This window comes from Thiopseudomonas alkaliphila (assembly GCF_001267175.1).
Classification (GTDB): domain Bacteria; phylum Pseudomonadota; class Gammaproteobacteria; order Pseudomonadales; family Pseudomonadaceae; genus Oblitimonas; species Oblitimonas alkaliphila.
Genome location: NZ_CP012358.1, coordinates 879,434 through 897,921 on the forward strand (window position 1 = coordinate 879,434; position 18,488 = coordinate 897,921).

General features: G+C 47.3%; 15 protein-coding genes and 3 tRNA genes. 4 read left to right on the forward strand and 14 right to left on the reverse strand.

All coding sequences use genetic code 11. The features are described 5' to 3' along the window. Positions 1-11: 11 nt before the first annotated feature. Entirely contained in the window at positions 12-2,258 is a 2,247-nt protein-coding gene (locus AKN87_RS04250; RefSeq protein WP_053102584.1) for a DNA internalization-related competence protein ComEC/Rec2, read from the reverse strand. Positions 2,259-2,472: 214 nt separating this feature from the next. Between AKN87_RS04250 and AKN87_RS04255 the strand changes: the two genes are divergently transcribed. Next, positions 2,473-3,039 carry a DUF2062 domain-containing protein gene (locus AKN87_RS04255; protein ID WP_053099804.1) on the forward strand — a complete coding sequence of 189 codons (567 nt, stop codon included), beginning with the start codon at positions 2,473-2,475 and terminating at the stop codon, positions 3,037-3,039. Positions 3,040-3,100: 61 nt separating this feature from the next. On the opposite strand, the gene cysK is transcribed toward AKN87_RS04255, so the two are convergent. Further along, complete coding sequence (gene cysK / locus AKN87_RS04260; protein ID WP_053102585.1) at positions 3,101-4,075, reverse strand: cysteine synthase A; 975 nt, start codon at positions 4,073-4,075, stop codon at positions 3,101-3,103. A gap of 431 nt (positions 4,076-4,506) precedes the next feature. On the opposite strand from cysK, the gene AKN87_RS12295 reads away from it, so the two are divergent. After that, positions 4,507-4,683: a hypothetical protein gene (locus tag AKN87_RS12295; RefSeq protein ID WP_158487661.1), complete on the forward strand. Its 177-nt coding sequence runs from the start codon at positions 4,507-4,509 to the stop codon at positions 4,681-4,683. Between the two features lie 52 nt (positions 4,684-4,735). Here the strand turns inward: AKN87_RS12295 and AKN87_RS04265 are convergent, their stop codons facing one another. The 12 genes from AKN87_RS04265 to AKN87_RS04320 form a co-directional block, all read right to left on the reverse strand. Beyond that, positions 4,736-5,872: a sodium ion-translocating decarboxylase subunit beta gene (locus AKN87_RS04265; protein WP_053099806.1), complete on the reverse strand. Its 1,137-nt coding sequence runs from the start codon at positions 5,870-5,872 to the stop codon at positions 4,736-4,738. Between the two features lie 11 nt (positions 5,873-5,883). Next, on the reverse strand, positions 5,884-7,656 hold the full coding sequence (gene oadA, locus AKN87_RS04270) for a sodium-extruding oxaloacetate decarboxylase subunit alpha (RefSeq protein ID WP_053102586.1): 1,773 nt from the start codon (positions 7,654-7,656) through the stop codon (positions 5,884-5,886). A gap of 15 nt (positions 7,657-7,671) precedes the next feature. Further along, positions 7,672-7,923 (reverse strand): OadG family protein, encoded by a 252-nt coding sequence (locus AKN87_RS04275; protein WP_053102587.1) that lies wholly within the window; start codon positions 7,921-7,923, stop codon positions 7,672-7,674. A 128-nt stretch (positions 7,924-8,051) separates the two neighbouring features. Then, the gene (mgtE, locus tag AKN87_RS04280; protein WP_053099809.1) at positions 8,052-9,491 is read right to left on the reverse strand and encodes a magnesium transporter; all 1,440 of its coding nucleotides are present in this window, start codon (positions 9,489-9,491) and stop codon (positions 8,052-8,054) included. A 179-nt stretch (positions 9,492-9,670) separates the two neighbouring features. After that, positions 9,671-9,747 (reverse strand) — tRNA-Arg (locus AKN87_RS04285). Between the two features lie 60 nt (positions 9,748-9,807). Then, a tRNA-Arg gene (locus AKN87_RS04290) sits at positions 9,808-9,884 on the reverse strand. Between the two features lie 83 nt (positions 9,885-9,967). Next, positions 9,968-10,058: transfer RNA gene (locus AKN87_RS04295), tRNA-Ser, on the reverse strand. A 67-nt stretch (positions 10,059-10,125) separates the two neighbouring features. Further along, positions 10,126-10,308, reverse strand: coding sequence for a carbon storage regulator CsrA (gene csrA, locus AKN87_RS04300; RefSeq protein ID WP_053099810.1), 183 nt, complete (start codon positions 10,306-10,308; stop codon positions 10,126-10,128). Between the two features lie 132 nt (positions 10,309-10,440). Next, positions 10,441-11,676, reverse strand: a complete 1,236-nt coding sequence (locus tag AKN87_RS04305) for an aspartate kinase (protein ID WP_053102588.1) — start codon at positions 11,674-11,676, stop codon at positions 10,441-10,443. Positions 11,677-11,747: 71 nt separating this feature from the next. Next, the gene (gene alaS, locus AKN87_RS04310) at positions 11,748-14,375 is read right to left on the reverse strand and encodes an alanine--tRNA ligase (protein ID WP_053102589.1); all 2,628 of its coding nucleotides are present in this window, start codon (positions 14,373-14,375) and stop codon (positions 11,748-11,750) included. Between the two features lie 114 nt (positions 14,376-14,489). Next, positions 14,490-14,765 (reverse strand): hypothetical protein, encoded by a 276-nt coding sequence (locus AKN87_RS04315; protein ID WP_053102590.1) that lies wholly within the window; start codon positions 14,763-14,765, stop codon positions 14,490-14,492. Positions 14,766-14,830: 65 nt separating this feature from the next. Beyond that, on the reverse strand, positions 14,831-16,054 hold the full coding sequence (locus AKN87_RS04320; RefSeq protein ID WP_053102591.1) for an aspartate aminotransferase family protein: 1,224 nt from the start codon (positions 16,052-16,054) through the stop codon (positions 14,831-14,833). A 325-nt stretch (positions 16,055-16,379) separates the two neighbouring features. Here AKN87_RS04320 and ttcA point away from each other — a divergent pair, with 325 nt between their 5' ends. Together ttcA and AKN87_RS04335 are read left to right on the forward strand one after the other, a co-directional pair. Beyond that, a complete protein-coding gene (gene ttcA / locus AKN87_RS04330) occupies positions 16,380-17,204 on the forward strand; it encodes a tRNA 2-thiocytidine(32) synthetase TtcA (protein WP_053101880.1) in 825 nt (274 codons plus the stop codon). Positions 17,205-17,298: 94 nt separating this feature from the next. Beyond that, positions 17,299-18,483: an MFS transporter gene (locus AKN87_RS04335; RefSeq protein ID WP_053099816.1), complete on the forward strand. Its 1,185-nt coding sequence runs from the start codon at positions 17,299-17,301 to the stop codon at positions 18,481-18,483. Positions 18,484-18,488: the final 5 nt, after the last annotated feature.

Genomic DNA, 18,488 nt, shown 5'->3' on the forward strand with positions numbered 1-18,488 from the left:
CTTCAGTGAACCTATTGCATATTTGGTAACGACACTAAAGAAGCTAGTCGCCTAGGCTTTACCGCTGCTTCTTTTGCCAAAGTAACTTCTATGGCACCATGGATTGCCGTATCATATACTTTCAAGGCCAGCTCATCTAAGCTTTTTAAAACTTCAGGGTGTGGATGGTTATACGAATTGTATTTCCCTCGACTAATTATCACATTCCTCACTTTTAGCTGCTTCAAAAAATCTTTGCCGCTTGATGTTTTGCTACCATGATGTCCTAACACTAACCAATCAATTGGTTGCTTAGGATGTGCCTGCAACCACAGTTGCTCCTCTTTAATACCTGCGTCCCCTAAAATTAGTAATGCTTGCTCTTGTGTTTTAACAAGCAGCACGCAAGACCGCTCATTACTATTGCTTGCTTGAGGCGCTTGCCAAACCGAAAAATATACTTGATCCCATTCCCACTGCTGTGCCTGACAAGCTTCTTCTCCTAGTTGGGGCTCACCATTAATTACTTGAGTAATAGGCAATCGTTCTTTTAATACCACTGCGCCGCCTGAGTGATCAAGATCTTGATGAGAAATCAACAATAGATCTAAACCACGTATCCCCCTAAGCTGCAGACTAGGCAGTACAATTGTTTCCCCTAAGTTGGTTCCACCCATCGCAGGCCCTGCGTCATATAGCATAGCCTTATGTTTAGTTTGCAATAAAATTGCTTGTCCTTGCCCAACATCCATAACGGTCATCTTTAGCATACCCACCGGAAGACTTGGCGGTTGGTTCACCAATACTGGCAAGACCACTAAACTCAAGCCAGACTTATAAAAAAGTCCTCTTGGTGACAGTAAAGCAATCGTAAGTAAAAGAGTAATACTTAGCAGCAACGGCCTGTGCTCAATCAATAACGGCGACCAAAGCAAGTTCCACTGGGCTAAAAAATCCAATCCTAGCAGTAAACTATCAAGACTAATTTGTGCCACTCTAAGTAATGGTTCAGCAATTACAGTAATTCCGAATACTAAAAAACCAGTTGCTAATAAAGCTATTGGTAATATCCATAAGCTGACTACTGGGATCGCCAGCAAGTTAGCTATAGGTGAAACTAGACTTTGCGGTAACCCTTGAGTAATTAACACTACAAACAAACCTAAACTCACAATCAACTGCGCTCTAATTAATCCTCTCCAAGAGCGGGTTAAACGCAGGCGATAACTAAAGCACCACGCCAATATAGCTACTGCTGAAAATGACAACCAAAACCCTGACTGGTAAATAACCAAGGGCTCCAGTCCAGTAATGACTGCTAAAGCCAGCAACAAAGGTAAGTAGACTGTTAACTGCTGGTATTGCCAACGCCATAACAGCACAGTTAAGCTCATAATACAGGCTCTTTGAACCGGCACACCAAAGCCTGCCAAGGCCGCATAAGCTAAAATAGCAATGGCTGTTAATAGGCAAGTTAAACTCAACCCCAAACGGCCGCTAAACCAATAGCCTAAACGACCTAAGGTAAATAATAAGCCATAAATCAGACCTGCGACTAAGCTAATATGTTGACCAGAAATCACCATCAAGTGAATAGTGCCAGTAGCACGTAAGGTACTCCACTGCTCGCGGTTTAACGCCGCACCATCACCCAAAATCAAAGCCAATACAGCATCTGAATAATTAGCAGATAAGTGCGACTTAAGCGCTTGCTGTATCTGCAAGCGCCAGCGATGGTAATTAGCTTGCTGGCTTAATAGCTGCCCCTGTTTAACTGTGCCAGTGGCTCCGATACCTTGGGCAAAAAGCCATTTTTCATAGTCGAATAACCCTGCATTTTTTAAGCCATAGGGTGCCTTTAAGCTTACAGCTAAACGCCAGCGCTGCCCTGGCTCTAATTCTGGCGCAGAGTACCAAGCTAAACGCAGCTTTTGAGGTAATGGCCCACGTCTTGACTGCGCCTGTAGCAACTCAAAGCGAGTCATCTGTTGCTTACCAGCGGGCACAGTACTAGGCAATCCGCTCACTACTCCCTCTAGCCAGAGCGTACGCCCATCAAATTCAGCGGACAATTGATCAGCTAGAGTCTGCTGAATGTTCAACTGTGCCCAATTTAAGCCCGCTACAGCTGTTACTAATAATAAGAAAACCAGCTTATTGCTCAGCCAATATCCGACACTACCTAGCACAACGATGCTAAACAGTAACCAATTATCCATTATTGGCCAATAAAGCGCGCTGATGATGCCAAGCACCCAAGCAAATAAAAAGTAGCCCATTTCAGTCGCCTCCTGTGACTTTTAGGACAACTAAGCGTAACCTGTTAGACTTTTACTCAGCCGATTCAGTTAGTCCCCTACTAAGTGTAGTTGCTACACGGTTTGTTACAGTAATTTGCTGGGCTGACAGAATATAGACAGTTGATTTCAGCTATGATTTAACTGTTTTTTATTTGGGCCTAGCACGCTGTGCTAGGTCGTTTAGAGAGTGTAAATGCCACGCCAATTTATTAAACGCTTGACTCCTGATCCTGAGCGCATCAAAAACAATAAGTCTTTACGTTTTCTCGGCACTTTATTGCAGGACGCAAACCTATGGCACCTTAATCGCCACTCTATTGCCCGTGCCGTAGCCGTGGGGTTATTTTGGGCCCTCATTCCAATGCCCATGCAAATGCTTGCTGCAGCACTCGTGGCTATTCCCTTACGTGCTAACCTTCCAGTTTCGATTGGTTTGGTCTGGCTAACCAACCCCATTACTATGCCGCCGATTTTTTATGGTTGCTACAAATTAGGTACTTGGCTGTTAGGCACACCGGCTATTCAGCTACCGGATAAAATCACCTTAGCTTGGACCTTTGAGGTTGCCGCCACCCACTGGCAACCGCTGTATTTAGGTTCATTTGTGGCCGCTGTCTTAGCCGCTATTATTGGCTACGTAGGTACTCTGATGTACTGGCGCTGGTGGGTCAGCCGTTCGTGGAATCGGCGTTTACGCAAGCAAAAAAGGGCTCGCGAATTACGCGAACAGCTGGCTAAACAAAGCAAACAAGAGCCATAAAAAAGCCCAAGCTATTATTTAGCCTGGGCTTAGCATCAGTCGTTATCAAACTTATGCTGCGTTACTGTTGTAATTCTTGCTGAGTAAATAAATCATCAAACAGCATGCTAGATAAATAACGCTCGCCTGAATCAGGAATAATCACTACTAAGGTTTTACCTTGCATTTCAGGCTGCTCAGCCAATTGCAATGCTGCAGCCATAGCCGCACCGCTAGAAATACCACATAAGATGCCTTCTTCTTGCATCAAACGTAGCGCCGTTTGCTTAGCGTCCTCTGCAGTGATGGTTTTCACTTGATCAACCAAGCTTAAATCAAGGTTCTTTGGAATAAATCCTGCGCCAATGCCTTGTAGTTTATGTGGTGCTGGCTCTAACTCTTCGCCCGCTAACGCTTGACTAATGATAGGTGACTCCACAGGCTCAACAGCCACACTCAAAATAGGCTTACCGCAAGTCTGTTTGATATAGCGAGAAATTCCGGTCAGGGTGCCACCTGTACCAACCCCACTTACCAACACATCAATTGCGCCATTGGTGTCCTGCCAAATTTCAGGGCCTGTTGTCGCTTCATGAATCGCGGGATTCGCTGGGTTATCAAACTGTTGCAATAATACATAATTGGCAGGGTCTTGTGCCACAATTTCGTTAGCTTTATCAATCGCCCCTTTCATTCCTTTTGCTGGCTCAGTTAACACCAGTTCAGCACCGAGCGCTTTGAGTACTTTACGCCGCTCGAGACTCATCGAAGCAGGCATAGTTAAAATTAATCGATAACCTTTAGCGGCTGCCACAAAAGCCAAACCAATTCCGGTATTACCTGAAGTTGGCTCAACTAAGGTCACACCAGGCTTTAGCAAGCCATCACGTTCAGCTTGAGCCACCATATTAGCTCCAACTCGACACTTTACCGAACCTGCAGGGTTACGTGATTCAATCTTCGCTAAAAGAGTAACGCCTTTAGGGCCTAGGCGATTAATTTGAACCAGCGGAGTGTGCCCGATTGATTGGGCATTATTAGCAAATACATGACCCATAGTGAGTGTCCTTATACAAATTAATTAAGCGCTTCAGCATATCACCCTACACTAAGAATGCAGTTATTTCTCTAACCGTTATAACTATAAACCATATAGATACTGTTTATTTAGTAGTTAGCGCGCAGCTAGTTCGCTAAAAACTTAATCGTTACCTGCGGCCCGGTTGTCAATGAGGTCAACACCACATAAGCTTTAGCAGTGACCTGACACCTATTTTTTGGCCGCCACTTCTGGTGTAGCTGCATTAATCACTGTTGATTGATTAGCACCACCTGCTAACAAGCTAAAAAACAGCCCAACTCCTACAATTAGTGCAATCATCTCCAACCTTCTTGATTAACCAATGAATGCTTTATCAATGAGTGAAGCCAAATCATCACTCAGTGTTATACTGACCACTTATTAACGGCAAGTAATTCGGTTTGTTTATGTCCCCTTTTCGCCTTTTGCTCCTAATGCTACTGAGTCTACAAATTGTCGGCTGCAGTGTTTATCCAACCGATATCAACGCACGCCTAGTTCAGGCTGAAAATGATGCCGCTGAAGCCAAAGCGATTGCTTTAGAAGCCAAACGTCTTGCCGAACTGGCTCATTCACAGCCATAAAAAAAGCCTTTAACCCAGTTAGGTTAAAGGCTTTTTGGCAAACTAAGGTTGTTTAGCCAACAAAGCTTAGCAGCACCCCCGCCGCGACCGCTGAGCCAATAACCCCTGCTACGTTGGGCCCCATGGCATGCATCAGCAAGAAGTTTTGTGGATTAGCTTCCAAGCCCACTTTATTCGCCACCCGCGCGGCCATAGGTACCGCCGAGACACCCGCCGAACCAATTAACGGGTTGACCTTGTGCTTACTGAACTTGTTCATGATTTTTGCCATGATCAAGCCGGAGGCAGTCCCCGCACTAAAGGCGACCATGCCTAGCACTAAAATACCCAAGGTTTTCATTTGCAAGAATGCATCGGCCGACAGCTTGGAACCTACGGTTAAGCCAAGAGCAATGGTTACAATATTGATCAACGCATTACGCGTGGTATCAACTAAGCGCTCAACAACTCCGCTTTCGCGCATTAAGTTACCAAAGGCAAACATCCCCACTAAAGGCGCCGCGTCTGGCAGCAATAAGCCCACTAACAAGCACAGCACAATCGGGAAAATGATTTTTTCCGCTTGGCTCACATGGCGTAATTGCGTCATCACGATGGAACGCTCTTCTTTGGTGGTCAGAGCGCGCATAATTGGTGGCTGAATTAAAGGCACTAACGCCATATAGGAGTAAGCAGCAACCGCAATTGGGCCGAGTAAATCAGGTGCTAGCCTTGAGGTAACAAAAATTGAGGTAGGGCCATCGGCTCCCCCAATAATCGCAATCGAAGCCGCTTCCTTGATGGTAAACTCTAACCCAGGAATGCCTAAAGTGGTCAGCGCTAGGGCGCCTAGCAAGGTACCAAAAATACCAAACTGGGCGGCCGCTCCTAATAATAGGGTTTTAGGGTTAGCCAGCATCGGACCAAAGTCCGTCATGGCGCCCACTCCCATAAAAATTAACAGCGGGAAGACGCTGGTCGGTAAGCCTACTTCATAAAGCATGCCCAGCAAGCCCGCAGCCCCGGCCATATCAGCCACTGGAATATTGGCTAAAATTCCACCAAAACCAATGGGGATTAGCAGTAACGGCTCAAAGCCTTTGCGAATCGCTAAAAAAATTAGCACCGCGCACACTGCAATCATTAATGCCTGGCCAGCCTGTAGCTGGTATAGCCCCGTGCTCTGCCAAAGTACTAACAGTTTTTCCATTATGAATAACCTCAGCTAATACTAAGCAAGCAGTCGCCAACGGCTACCGCATCGCCCACTTTGACATCGACACTGGCGATGGTCCCGCTACGGAAGGCGCGAATTTCAGTTTCCATTTTCATGGCTTCTAAAATGATTAACACTTCGCCTTCTTCAACCGCCTGACCTGGCTGCACCAATACTTTGAAAATATTTCCCGCCAAAGGCGCGCCTTGAGGATCACCACTACCAACCACCGGAGCAGCAGCTCCACTGGTTACCGCAGTAGCTCCACCAATGGGCTTAATGCCTTCCAAATCCCCCCCTTCAGAGACCTGAACCACATAGGACTGGCCATTGACCTCAACGGTGTAAGCTTCAGGGCCTGAGGTTTCTTGCAGGCGCTCGTTCCCCGTCGGTACCGGTTCAAAAGCGTTTGGATTGTTACGGTTTTCTAAGAACTTCAAACCAATCTGCGGGAATAGCGCATAGGTCAAGACATCATCAATTGCATCATCCGCTAAGCTAAAGTTATGGTCTTTAGCCAGCTGTTGCAGCTCTGCTGTTAACTTATCCATTTCTGGCTCAAGCAAATCAGCTGGACGGCAAGTAATGGCTTCTGCCCCCTCAAGCACACGCTGTTGCAGTTCTGCGTTGAACGGCGCTGGTGCGGCACCATACTCGCCTTTAAGTACCCCAGCAGTTTCTTTGGTAATCGACTTATAGCGCTCACCAGTCAACACGTTAATCACCGCCTGGGTACCGACAATTTGCGAGGTCGGAGTCACCAAGGGAATAAAGCCTAAATCTTCACGCACCCGTGGAATTTCAGCTAATACCTCATCAAACTTATCACTGGCACCCTGCTCTTTGAGCTGGTTTTCCATATTGGTTAACATACCGCCTGGAACTTGCGCAACTAGAATACGCGAGTCAACACCACGCAAGTTACCTTCAAACTTGGCATACTTTTTCCGCACTTCGCGGAAATACGCTGCAATTTCTTCTAAGAGGGTTAGGTTAAGCCCCGTATCATGTTCGGTGCCCTGGAACATCGCCACTACTGACTCAGTCGGCGAATGACCATAAGTCATAGAAAATGATGAAATCGAGGTATCTACGTTATCAATACCGGCTTCCACTGCTTTCATAATCGCCGCTGTTGACAATCCTGCCGTAGCATGACACTGCATATGAATTGGAATTGACAGCTGTTGCTTTAGCTGGCTGACCAAATCATAGGCCACATAAGGCGTTAAAATACCCGCCATATCTTTAATAGCAATCGAGTCAGCGCCCATATCCTCAATTTGCTTAGCCAGATCCACCCACATTTGTAGTGTATGAACCTCACTGGTGGTATAGGAAATTGTACCCTGTGCATGTTTGCCGTTAGCTTTAACCGCTTTAAGTGCTTGCTGTAAGTTGCGCGGGTCATTCATCGCATCAAATACGCGAAACACATCTACCCCATTATAGGCCGCACGCTCTACGAACTTATCCACCACATCATCTGCGTAGTGACGATAACCTAAAAGGTTTTGCCCGCGTAACAACATTTGCTGTGGTGTATTAGGCATGGCTTTTTTAAGCGCGCGAATGCGCTGCCATGGATCTTCACCCAGATAACGAATACAGGAGTCAAAGGTCGCCCCTCCCCAAGACTCAACTGACCAAAATCCAACCTGGTCAAGTTTCTCTGCAATGGGCAGCATATCCTCTAAACGAACACGGGTAGCCAGAATCGATTGATGCGCATCACGCAGCACCACATCTGTAATCCCAAGTGGTTTTTTTATAGTCATGAGTGAAGCTCCAGATTAACTGCGACGCGCGCGATGCTGTTTAATAGCCAGTTCAATCGCTTGTAACACAGCAGGTTCAAGTTGGTCAGATAGAATAATAGGTTTAGGGGTTGCCACAGGAGTGGGAGTTGCAGGAGGGGTAAAGCGCTCAAGTACTGCAGAAAGCACTTTAATACAGCCAATCAATAGTATTAAAAAAACAAACACAAAGCCCATGCCAAATAGCATGAGCTCAACACCTTCAAGCAACAGGTTATGGGGCGACATAAGCACTCCTTGGTTAGCAAAATTCTGGCTTACTTTAAGCAGTTAGCCCTATTTAATACTGCTTAACATCAATATTTGGTGCGAAACAGTAGCCTAAATAGGGTTAACTAAGCAAATATTATGTTTTCCTAGAGGAGGAAAATAGTCGCTAGCCCAAGGAAGATAAAGAACCCACCACTATCGGTCATCGCCGTAATCATGACACTCGACCCCATCGCCGGATCCTTTCCTAAACGAACTAAGGTCATAGGAATTAATACGCCCATTAAGGCAGCTAACAGCAAGTTAAGTGTCATGGCGCCTACCATAACCGCCCCTAAGGACCAGCTACCATAGAGTTGCCAAGCGACAATGCCAACCACACCTCCCCAAATCAGGCCATTAATGAGTGCTACCGTAAGCTCTTTACGTAATAAGCGTGTGGTATTGCCTGTACTAACCTGATCTAACGCCATCGCACGCACAATCATGGTAATGGTTTGGTTGCCTGAGTTTCCGCCAATTCCAGCCACAATTGGCATTAAAGCCGCTAGTGCTACTAACTTTTCGATTGATCCCTCAAATAAGCCAATCACCCGTGATGCGACAAATGCCGTCACCAAGTTAACGGCCAACCATGCCCAGCGGTTTCTGATCGAGCGCCATACCGAGGCAAAAATATCCTCCTCTTCACGCAACCCTGCCCGACTTAAAGCCTCACTTTCACTTTCCTCACGAATAAAGTCGACAATTTCATCGACAGTCAGGCGCCCAATTAAACGTCCTTCTTCAGTGACTACCGGCGCCGATACTAAGTCATAGCGCTCAAAAGCCTGGGCTGCTTCATTGCTATCCTCTTCCGGGCGAAATGACACAGGATCATCTGCCATTACCTCAGAAACCAGCTTGTCTGGATCATTTACCAGCAGCCGTTTAATCGGCAAAATACCTTGCAGCACCCCTTCTTTATCGACTACAAACAGCTTGTCGGTATGATCTGGCAGCTCCTGCAAATGACGCAGATAACGCAGCACTACCTCTAGCGCGACATTTTCTCGAATGGTGATCATCTCAAAGTCCATGATCGCACCAACCTGATCTTCTTCGTAGGACAAAGCTGCACGCACGCGATCACGTTGCTGATCATCTAAGGTCTCAAGCAACTCATGCACTACTTCTTTAGGCAGCTCAGGCGCTAAGTCAGCCAACTCATCGGCATCGAGCTCTTTGGCCGCAGCTAAAATCTCATGGTTATCCATGTCTGCCAGCAACGTTTCACGCACGGCATCGGACACTTCCAACAGAATATCGCCATCATTTTCCGTGCGTACTAGCTGCCATACCAACAACCGCTCTTCTAAGGGTAAACCTTCGAGAATATAGGCAATATCGGCTGGGTGTAACTCGCTGAGTTTTTTCTGTAACGATAAAATCGGCAGGGATTCTTCAAGAAAAGCATGTTTATGCTCAGGTGCTAACGACTCTTCTAAAAGTCGATGCTGTTTCAGTAATTCAATGACCTGGGAAAACCGTTCCTGTAAACGGTCTTGGGGTTTAATGATGACTTCTGCAGCACTGGCACTTGACATAAAGGCTCTCCCTCATTTTTAGCAATAACCCGATCATTCTACGGGGTTTAGCTTATTGCTAGTGAGTTTTATTTAGTGTAATGGTAATTTTACCTAAGTTATCCCTAAGACACGTCTGCTTGATGACAAACAAGAATTACAGGCAAAAAAAAAGCTTGCATAAAGCAAGCTTTTTTATATGGCGCACTCAGGAGGATTCGAACCTCCGACCGCTCGGTTCGTAGCCGAGTACTCTATCCAGCTGAGCTATGAGTGCGGATCGGTGTGATTTACAGTTCACTTCTGCTTGCCTCAGCACTAACGCTTGAAGCTAATATGGCGCACTCAGGAGGATTCGAACCTCCGACCGCTCGGTTCGTAGCCGAGTACTCTATCCAGCTGAGCTATGAGTGCGTATGTTGCTCATTATACTGCTAACTATTTGTTTTACAAGGACTTTTTTATTTATCCAAGCTTTTAATAGTAGCGCTATAAAATGGCGGAGAGGGAGGGATTCGAACCCTCGACACCCTTTTGAGGTGTACTCCCTTAGCAGGGGAGCGCCTTCGGCCTCTCGGCCACCTCTCCGTTCAACGGGGCGTATAATACCTAAACGCCCCGCTTTTGCAAAGCTTTTTTTTAAAAAATAGTTAAATTAATTATTTGCCTCTTCTTTTTCCTTTTGAATGCGCTGATAAATCTCTTCGCGATGGACTGCGATTTCTTTTGGTGCGTTCACACCAATGCGCACTTGGTTACCTTTAACACCCAGCACAGTGACAGTGACTTCATCACCCACCATTAACGTTTCACCTACACGACGAGTTAGGATTAACATGCTTTACTCCTTGATTTCATAATTTAAAGTTACAGTCTGCATCTGTAATATTTTTTAATGGGTACGATCCCTTGGTTTTACAAGGATCGCCAGATAAGCGGCGATCCTGGCACGCAAGACAGAAATCTGTCTTTACTCCGTTTTTTTAGTAGGTGCATCCAAATCAAAGGCGGTATGCAGCGCACGCACTGCCAGCTCTAAGTATTTTTCTTCAACTACTACGGACACTTTAATTTCAGAAGTGGAAATCATCTGAATATTAATATTTTCTTTGGCTAAAGCCTCAAACATGCAGCTTGCAACTCCGGCATGGGAACGCATGCCGACACCTACGATGGACACCTTAGCAATGTTAGTGGTTCCCGCCACTTCACGGGCACCGATAGACGCAGCGACACTATTGAGTACCTCTAACGCCTTGTCATAGTCCAAATGATTGACGGTAAAGGTAAAATCGGTGGTGTTATCTTTAGCCACATTTTGCACGATCATATCTATTTCAATATTGGCCGCACTCACCGGTCCTAAAATCTTAAACGCCACACCTGGAGTATCTGGCACGCCGCGGATAGTCAGCTTGGCTTCATCACGACTAAATGCAATACCTGAAATAACTGGCTGTTCCATGGAATCCTCATCATCTAAAGTAATTAGGGTGCCCGCCCCTTCTTGAAAACTGTGTAATACACGCAGTGGTACGTTATATTTTCCAGCAAACTCAACGGCGCGAATTTGCAAAATTTTTGAACCCAAACTGGCCATTTCGAGCATTTCCTCAAAAGTGATTTGCTCAAGGCGCTTCGCTTGCGGCACTACCCGTGGGTCGGTCGTGTAAACACCATCCACATCAGTATAAATTTGGCACTCGTCCGCTTTAAGCGCTGCTGCTAAGGCCACTGCAGTGGTGTCAGAACCGCCACGACCTAAGGTCGTAATATTTCCTTGCTCATCTACCCCCTGAAACCCAGCCACTACCACCACTTTGCCAGCTTGTAACTGTGCCCGGACCTTGCTTTCATCGATACTTAAAATTCGCGCCTTGCTAAATTCACTGTCTGTGACTAACGGAATCTGCGCGCCGGTAAAGGAGACTGCAGGCACTCCTTGCTTAATCAATGCCATCGACAATAAGGCAATTGTAACTTGCTCACCGGTTGAAACCATTACATCCATTTCACGCTTTGAGGGCTTTTCCGTAATTTGCTGAGCCAGCGCTAATAAACGGTTGGTCTCTCCACTCATTGCAGATACGACCACCACAATGTCATGCCCATCTGCACGAAACTGTTTAATTTTGGCAGCCACTTGCTCAATTCGCTCAGTTGAGCCGACAGAAGTTCCACCAAACTTTTGTACGATTAACGCCATTTAAACTGCCTCCCCTAATAAACCAAATGTCCAACTAAAATCGCCCAAGGGCTGCTTGGGCGATTTTTGCGTTATTTGCTACGTGCGGCCACAAACGGACTCACTAACGCCAATGCCTCTGCAACCTTACTGCTATCGGTACCGCCGCCTTGCGCCATATCCGGACGCCCACCACCCTTTCCACCTACTACGGCAGCGGCCTCACGCATTAAGTCACCGGCTTTAAGCGTCGCAGTCAGATCCTTAGTGACACCAGCCACCAGCACCACTTTATCCTCAACCACACTCGCCAAGAGCACCACTGCACTGCCGAGTTTATTTTTTAACTGATCAATCAGTGCTAATAAAGCTTTACCATCTAGCCCATCCAGCTGAGCTGCTAGCACTTTTACGCCGTTAATCTCAACCGCTTCACTTGCCAAGTCACTGCCTGCAGCACTGGCGGCTTTGGCTTTTAATTGCTCTAGCTGCTTTTCTAACTGGCGACTGTGCTCAACTAAGTGCTCCAGCTTTTCCAGTAAATTGTCACGATTACCTTTAACCAGTTGCGCTGCTTGCTTAACTTGCTCTTCTGCTTGGTTGAGCCAAGTTAACGCCGCCTCGCCAGTGATCGCCTCAATCCGGCGTACTCCCGCAGCAACGCCGCCCTCGCTAATAATTTTAAACAGGCCTAGATCACCAGTACGTTCTGCGTGAATTCCACCACACAGCTCAACTGAGAAATCACCACCCATGCTTAACACCCGTACACTGTCACCATACTTCTCACCAAATAAGGCCATCGCGCCCTTAGCTTTAGCGCTTTCGATATCGGTGATTTCAGTGGCCACGGCGGTATTGCGACGAATCTCATCATTTACCATCTGCTCTAAGGCCGCGATTTGTTCCGCCGTCACAGCTTCAAAATGACTAAAATCAAAACGCAAACGCTGACTATCAACCAAAGAGCCTTTCTGCTGCACATGCTCGCCTAGCACTTTGCGTAAAGCCGCATGTAATAAGTGCGTGGCTGAGTGATTAAGCGCAGTGGCTTGGCGTACGTCTGCTGCCACTTGGGCGCTTAAGGTATCACCCAGTTTGAGTGCCCCTTGAGCTAATACGCCCTGATGCAAATAGGCATCACTGGCTTTCGTCGTATCTTGCACATCAAAGCGCATATTATTGGCTAGCAAGTGTCCGCAATCACCAACCTGACCACCGGATTCAGCATAAAAAGGGGTTTGATTCAGCACCACTACTCCTTCATCGCCTTCCGCTAACTGGTCTACTGCAACCCCTTGCTTAATCAAGGCCACCACCACTGCATCGGCTTTGGTGTATTCGTAACCTAAGAATTCAGTAGCCGCATCCAACTTAATTAAGCTGTTGTAATCCAGGCCAAAGGAGCTAGCTGCACGGGCGCGCTCACGCTGAGCCTCCATCGCCGCAGTAAAACCGACCTCATCAATACTTAGTTCACGCTCGCGGGCAATATCTGCAGTTAAATCCATTGGAAATCCATAGGTGTCATAAAGCTTAAACACCACATCCCCAGGAATCACACTGCCGTCTAATGCCGCTAAGTCCTGCTCTAGAATTCGCAGGCCCTGCTCTAAAGTTTTAGCAAACTGCTCTTCTTCCAGCTTTAAAATACGCTCGATCTGCGCTTGCTGAGCCACTAACTCAGGGAAGGCCTGCCCCATTTCGGCAACCAGTGCCGCCACAATTTTATGGAAGAATGTGCCCTTAGCACCTAGCTTATTTCCATGGCGACAGGCGCGACGGATAATCCGGCGTAACACGTAACCCCGGCCATCATTGCTGGGTAGCACACCATCAGCAATTAAAAAACTGCACGAGCGAATATGGTCAGCCACTACCTTTAACGAAGGCGCCTCATCATTGGCGCACCCAATCGCTTGCGCGCACGCTGCTAACAGGTTTTGGAATAAATCAATTTCATAGTTGGAGTTCACATGCTGCAGTACTGCACTGATCCGCTCTAACCCCATCCCGGTATCTACGCTAGGCGCAGGTAAAGGATGCATAACGCCATCAGCGGTACGGTTGTACTGCATAAACACGTTATTCCAGATTTCAATATAACGGTCACCGTCTTCTTCTGGCGAACCTGGAGGGCCACCCCAAATGTGCTCGCCATGATCAAAGAAAATCTCCGTACATGGACCACAAGGCCCAGTGTCACCCATAGCCCAGAAGTTATCCGAAGCGTAACGCGCGCCGCCATTGTCACCAATGCGTACCATACGCGCCTCAGGTACGCCTATTTCTTGGGTCCAGATGTCATACGCTTCATCATCTTCGGCGTAAACGGTTACCCACAGCTTATCTTGCGGTAAATTCAACCACTTTTCAGAGGTTAAAAACTCCCAGGCGTAATGAATCGCATCACGCTTGAAATAGTCACCAAAGCTAAAGTTGCCTAGCATTTCAAAGAAGGTATGGTGACGAGCGGTATAGCCCACATTTTCTAAGTCATTATGTTTACCGCCAGCACGGACACACTTTTGGCTGGAAGTTGCGCGGGTGTAGGCGCGCTTTTCTAATCCAAGAAAACAGTCTTTAAACTGGTTCATTCCCGCGTTAGTAAAAAGTAGCGTGGGATCGTTATCAGGGATAAGAGAGCTTGAAGCTACACGGGTGTGCCCCTTTTCTTCAAAAAACTGAAGAAAAGCTTCACGAATTTCTGCGCTTTTCATAAATTCTTCCAGACTTGGTTGGCTCGGCTAATAAACCGTTTTTCTGTGACTATCGCCATTTGGCATATAATGGCGCGCATTATAGCGAATTAAGGCTATACCGTCAGCTACCGATCAATGGTTGCAGTCGGGGCCATGCACATGCTCTTCAGCGTCTGCAGGGTCCATCTCTAGCTGCAGGCTCATTAAGTTGGTCGCTAAAGGACGAATCACTAAGTTCGCGTACTCACTATCCTCTTCTTCCACTTCCACGCCCATCAGCAATTGACCGTCGCCGACGTGCTGCACCCAAATTTCTTTACCTTGCCACTTAATTGCAAAACGTCCGCACTCTACTTGGCTGAGCTCGCCGTCTGCATTTTCTAAAATTAATTCAAAACCTGATTTCATTACCAATACCTAACTAAAAAACGCCGCAGGCACTAAATCTGCGGCTAAAAACACTGATTAAATGATTACGCTTGAGCTAACAGCTGTTGCAAGGCTTTCTCTAAACGCGCAAGCCCTTCATCAATATCCGCGTACTCAATGACTAAGCTCGGAGCAAAACGCACAACATCAGGCCCTGCTTGCAAGAGCATCAGCCCTTGTTGCTCAGCGGCTTTCAGCACTTCACCTGCCTTGCCCTGCCAAGCCTCGCTTAAGACTGCACCAAGCAACAAGCCCATGCCACGCACTTGCTGAAATACGCCGTATTCTGTAGCAAGCTGATGTAAACGTTCAGTAAAATACTGACTCCGTGCTTGTACGCCAGCCATGGTGCTCTCGTTATTAACGATACTGAGCACCCGATCAGCCACAGCACAGGCTAATGGATTACCGCCAAAGGTGGTGCCATGGGTCCCTACGGCTAAATGCTGCGCCAGCTCTTCGGTGGTCAGCATCGCTGAGATCGGAAAACCGCCACCCAGCCCTTTCGCACTGGTTAAAATATCGGGTTGCACGCCGTAGTGCTGGTAAGCATAGAGCTGCCCTGTACGACCGACGCCAGTTTGCACCTCATCAAAAATCAGCAACGCATTGTGCTTATCGCATAAAGCCCGCACCCCTTCCAAATAGCTTTGGGTCGCCGGCAACACACCGCTTTCACCCTGAATCGGCTCCAAAATCACCGCACAGGTTTTATCAGAGATTTGCGCTTCTAAAGCCGCTAAATCGTTAAAGGGTACATGGGCAACACCAGCAGGTTTTGGTCCAAAACCATCCGAATACTTCGGCTGCCCAGCTACGCTGACAGTAAAGAAGGTGCGGCCATGAAAGCTATCAAGGGCCGAGATAATCTCGTATTTTTCTGCCCCATACTTATTAAAAGCTACCCGCCGCGCCAACTTTAACGCCGCCTCATTAGCTTCAGCGCCTGAGTTACTAAAAAACACTCGCTCGGCAAAGGTGGCGGCCACTAAGTGCTTAGCTAAGCGTAACGTCGGCTCATTGGTAAATACGTTAGAGATATGCCATAGCTGGTTAGCCTGTTGGGTTAACGCCTCGACTAATGCGGGATGACAGTGTCCTAAGCTATTCACTGCGATACCACCGGCAAAATCAATCAGCTCTCGACCACTTTGATCCCAGACTCGTGAGCCTTGTGCTCGAACCGGAACAAATCCCGCTGGCGCATAATTGGGAACCATTACCTGATCAAAGTCTTCCCGTTGAACAGGTGTCTCTAGAACTGACATGATTTTCTCCTAGGAACAATCACAGTGGAAGGTGCCACTGATCACCTGCGAACCACGTTCGCTAAAATGGGGATTACTCTACTGCTTTTTTCACAAAACTGCTGCAATAAAATGCGCTTAGCGCTGATCTTTATCGCTCCTGCTAATGAACTGTTCCAGTGCCTAGGCTTAGATAGCTCTCGGTCAACCCTAGATCTGCTGCAAATAGCCTAGCAGCCCTTGTAAAAGCACAGCTTTCAGCCGAGGTAATTACCTACCCCTATCCGCTGGCTATCAATAACAGGTAAAATGATCACTTTTACCGTTGTGGATGCAAAACAATCAAATGAGTACGCTTTCAGTCAAACATGCAAAACTTCAAAAACGCCTGCGCCGTCTCGCCGGTGAAGCGGTTACTGACTTCAATATGATTGAAGACGGCGACAAGATCATGGTTTGTTTGTCTGGCGGTAAAGACAGCTACACCTTGTTGGATGTATTACTGCATTTACAAAAGGTCGCACCTATTTCCTTTGAGTTAGTCGCAGTCAACATGGACCAAAAACAGCCCGGCTTTCCGGAGCATGTTTTACCGGCTTATCTTAAAGAGTTAGGCGTGCCTTACCATATTATTGAAAAAGACACCTACTCAGTGGTGAAAGAAAAAATTCCAGAGGGTAAAACCACCTGCTCGCTGTGCTCCCGTTTACGCCGTGGCACGCTCTATACCTTTGCCGATGAAATTGGCGCGACCAAAATGGCGCTTGGCCATCACCGTGATGACATTCTGGAAACCTTTTTCTTAAATATGTTCTACGGCGGCACCTTAAAAGCCATGCCACCCAAGCTACTCTCGGATGATGGTCGCAACGTGGTGATTCGCCCACTGGCTTACTGCAAAGAGACGGATATTGCCGAATACGCTGAGTTTAAAGAATTCCCGATTATTCCTTGTAATCTCTGTGGCTCCCAAGAAAACCTCCAGCGGCAAGTGGTTAAAGGCATGCTGCAAGATTGGGAACAGCGCACTCCAGGCCGTTTGGATATCATGTTCCGCTCATTGCAAAATGTTGCGCCCTCACAATTGGCTGACACCCAACTGTTTGACTTTAAGAGCCTACGGGTTGATCAGTCTGCCCCAATGCGCTACCTGGATGTAACCGAGCTCTAGCCCGCGTGCCCCAGATCCTTAGCAGAGGATTAGACAGTTATTTAATTAGCTTGCTAAGGTATTCACTGATATTTACTAGGCACAAGGTTAGGTTATGGCTGAATCCACCCAGCAAGTTTTTATTGAGCGCGGCACTGTCGCTTATCGCAAAGCTACCCTTGCGCTATTTTGTGCTGGCTTTGCCACCTTTGCCTTGCTGTATTGTGTGCAGCCTTTACTGCCGCAATTGGCCGAAGCGTTTCAAGTATCGGCAGCCACCAGTAGCCTGGCCTTATCTAGCACTACTTTGAGCTTGGCTTGTTGCTTACTGGTAGCGGGTGCCTTAAGTGAAAGCTGGGGACGTAAACCCATTATGGCTATTGGCTTACTGCTCGCCTGTGCCCTGGGTATTGCCTGCGCCCTCGTGCGTGACTGGCATAGCCTTTTAGTGTTACGCACCCTGCTTGGTATTGCTTTAAGCAGTTTACCTGCACTGGCCATGGCTTATGTGGGCGAGGAGTTTTCTCCCCGTTCACTGCCCGTAGCGATGGGACTGTATGTCGGCGGTACCGCACTCGGCGGCTTATTAGGCCGCTTACTGGCTGGTTGGCTCAGTGATCTAGGCGGCTGGAGTTTGGCGCTGGGAGGAATTTCTGCCCTAGGTGCATTGGCGTGTTTGCTCTTTATCTGGTTACTGCCGCCTGCCCAACACTTTCAGCCACAACCTTTTTCCATTGTAGGATTAAGCCGTAACTTTAAGACCCACTTGCTGAACCCGCAGTTACGCCGACTGTTTTTGCTGTCCTTTTTATTAATGGGCAGTTTTGTGGCGCTGTTTAATTACATTGGTTTTCATTTATTACAACAGCCGTTTGCCCTCTCTTCCACCGTCATTGGCCTGTTATTTTTGGTCTACTTGTTTGGTATGGTGAGTGCTAATTGGAGTGGACGCTTAGTTCAACGCTTTGGCGCTAAACCCGTACTCAATAGCAGCCTAGGATTGATGCTACTGGGCGTGCTCTTATGCCTCACGCAATGGCTGCCTAGTGTGATTCTCGGCTTAAGCTTATTTACAATTGGTTTTTTTGCCGCCCATGCAGTGGCTTCTGGTTTAGTTGGGCAAAAAGCCTGCAGCGCCAAAGCCCAAGCTTCAGCACTGTATCTGTGTACCTACTATTTAGGCTCCAGTGCACTGGGCTATAGCAGTGGCTGGATTTGGGATCATTTTAACTGGAACTGGCTCATTCTGTTTTTAGCTACCGTGCTGCTGGGGGCGCTGTATAGCACCCGCAAACTGTAACTGGT

Bases quoted from the DNA above. Each gene is read 5' to 3' on its own strand.
- AKN87_RS04250 (WP_053102584.1), bottom strand. From the start codon at position 2,258: ATGGGCTACTTTTTATTTGCTTGGGTGCTTGGCATCATCAGCGCGCTT.
- AKN87_RS04255 (WP_053099804.1), top strand. From the start codon at position 2,473: ATGCCACGCCAATTTATTAAACGCTTGACTCCTGATCCTGAGCGCATC.
- cysK (WP_053102585.1), bottom strand. From the start codon at position 4,075: ATGGGTCATGTATTTGCTAATAATGCCCAATCAATCGGGCACACTCCG.
- AKN87_RS12295 (WP_158487661.1), top strand. From the start codon at position 4,507: ATGTCCCCTTTTCGCCTTTTGCTCCTAATGCTACTGAGTCTACAAATT.
- AKN87_RS04265 (WP_053099806.1), bottom strand. From the start codon at position 5,872: ATGGAAAAACTGTTAGTACTTTGGCAGAGCACGGGGCTATACCAGCTA.
- oadA (WP_053102586.1), bottom strand. From the start codon at position 7,656: ATGACTATAAAAAAACCACTTGGGATTACAGATGTGGTGCTGCGTGAT.
- AKN87_RS04275 (WP_053102587.1), bottom strand. From the start codon at position 7,923: ATGTCGCCCCATAACCTGTTGCTTGAAGGTGTTGAGCTCATGCTATTT.
- mgtE (WP_053099809.1), bottom strand. From the start codon at position 9,491: ATGTCAAGTGCCAGTGCTGCAGAAGTCATCATTAAACCCCAAGACCGT.
- csrA (WP_053099810.1), bottom strand. From the start codon at position 10,308: ATGTTAATCCTAACTCGTCGTGTAGGTGAAACGTTAATGGTGGGTGAT.
- AKN87_RS04305 (WP_053102588.1), bottom strand. From the start codon at position 11,676: ATGGCGTTAATCGTACAAAAGTTTGGTGGAACTTCTGTCGGCTCAACT.
- alaS (WP_053102589.1), bottom strand. From the start codon at position 14,375: ATGAAAAGCGCAGAAATTCGTGAAGCTTTTCTTCAGTTTTTTGAAGAA.
- AKN87_RS04315 (WP_053102590.1), bottom strand. From the start codon at position 14,765: ATGAAATCAGGTTTTGAATTAATTTTAGAAAATGCAGACGGCGAGCTC.
- AKN87_RS04320 (WP_053102591.1), bottom strand. From the start codon at position 16,054: ATGTCAGTTCTAGAGACACCTGTTCAACGGGAAGACTTTGATCAGGTA.
- ttcA (WP_053101880.1), top strand. From the start codon at position 16,380: ATGAGTACGCTTTCAGTCAAACATGCAAAACTTCAAAAACGCCTGCGC.
- AKN87_RS04335 (WP_053099816.1), top strand. From the start codon at position 17,299: ATGGCTGAATCCACCCAGCAAGTTTTTATTGAGCGCGGCACTGTCGCT.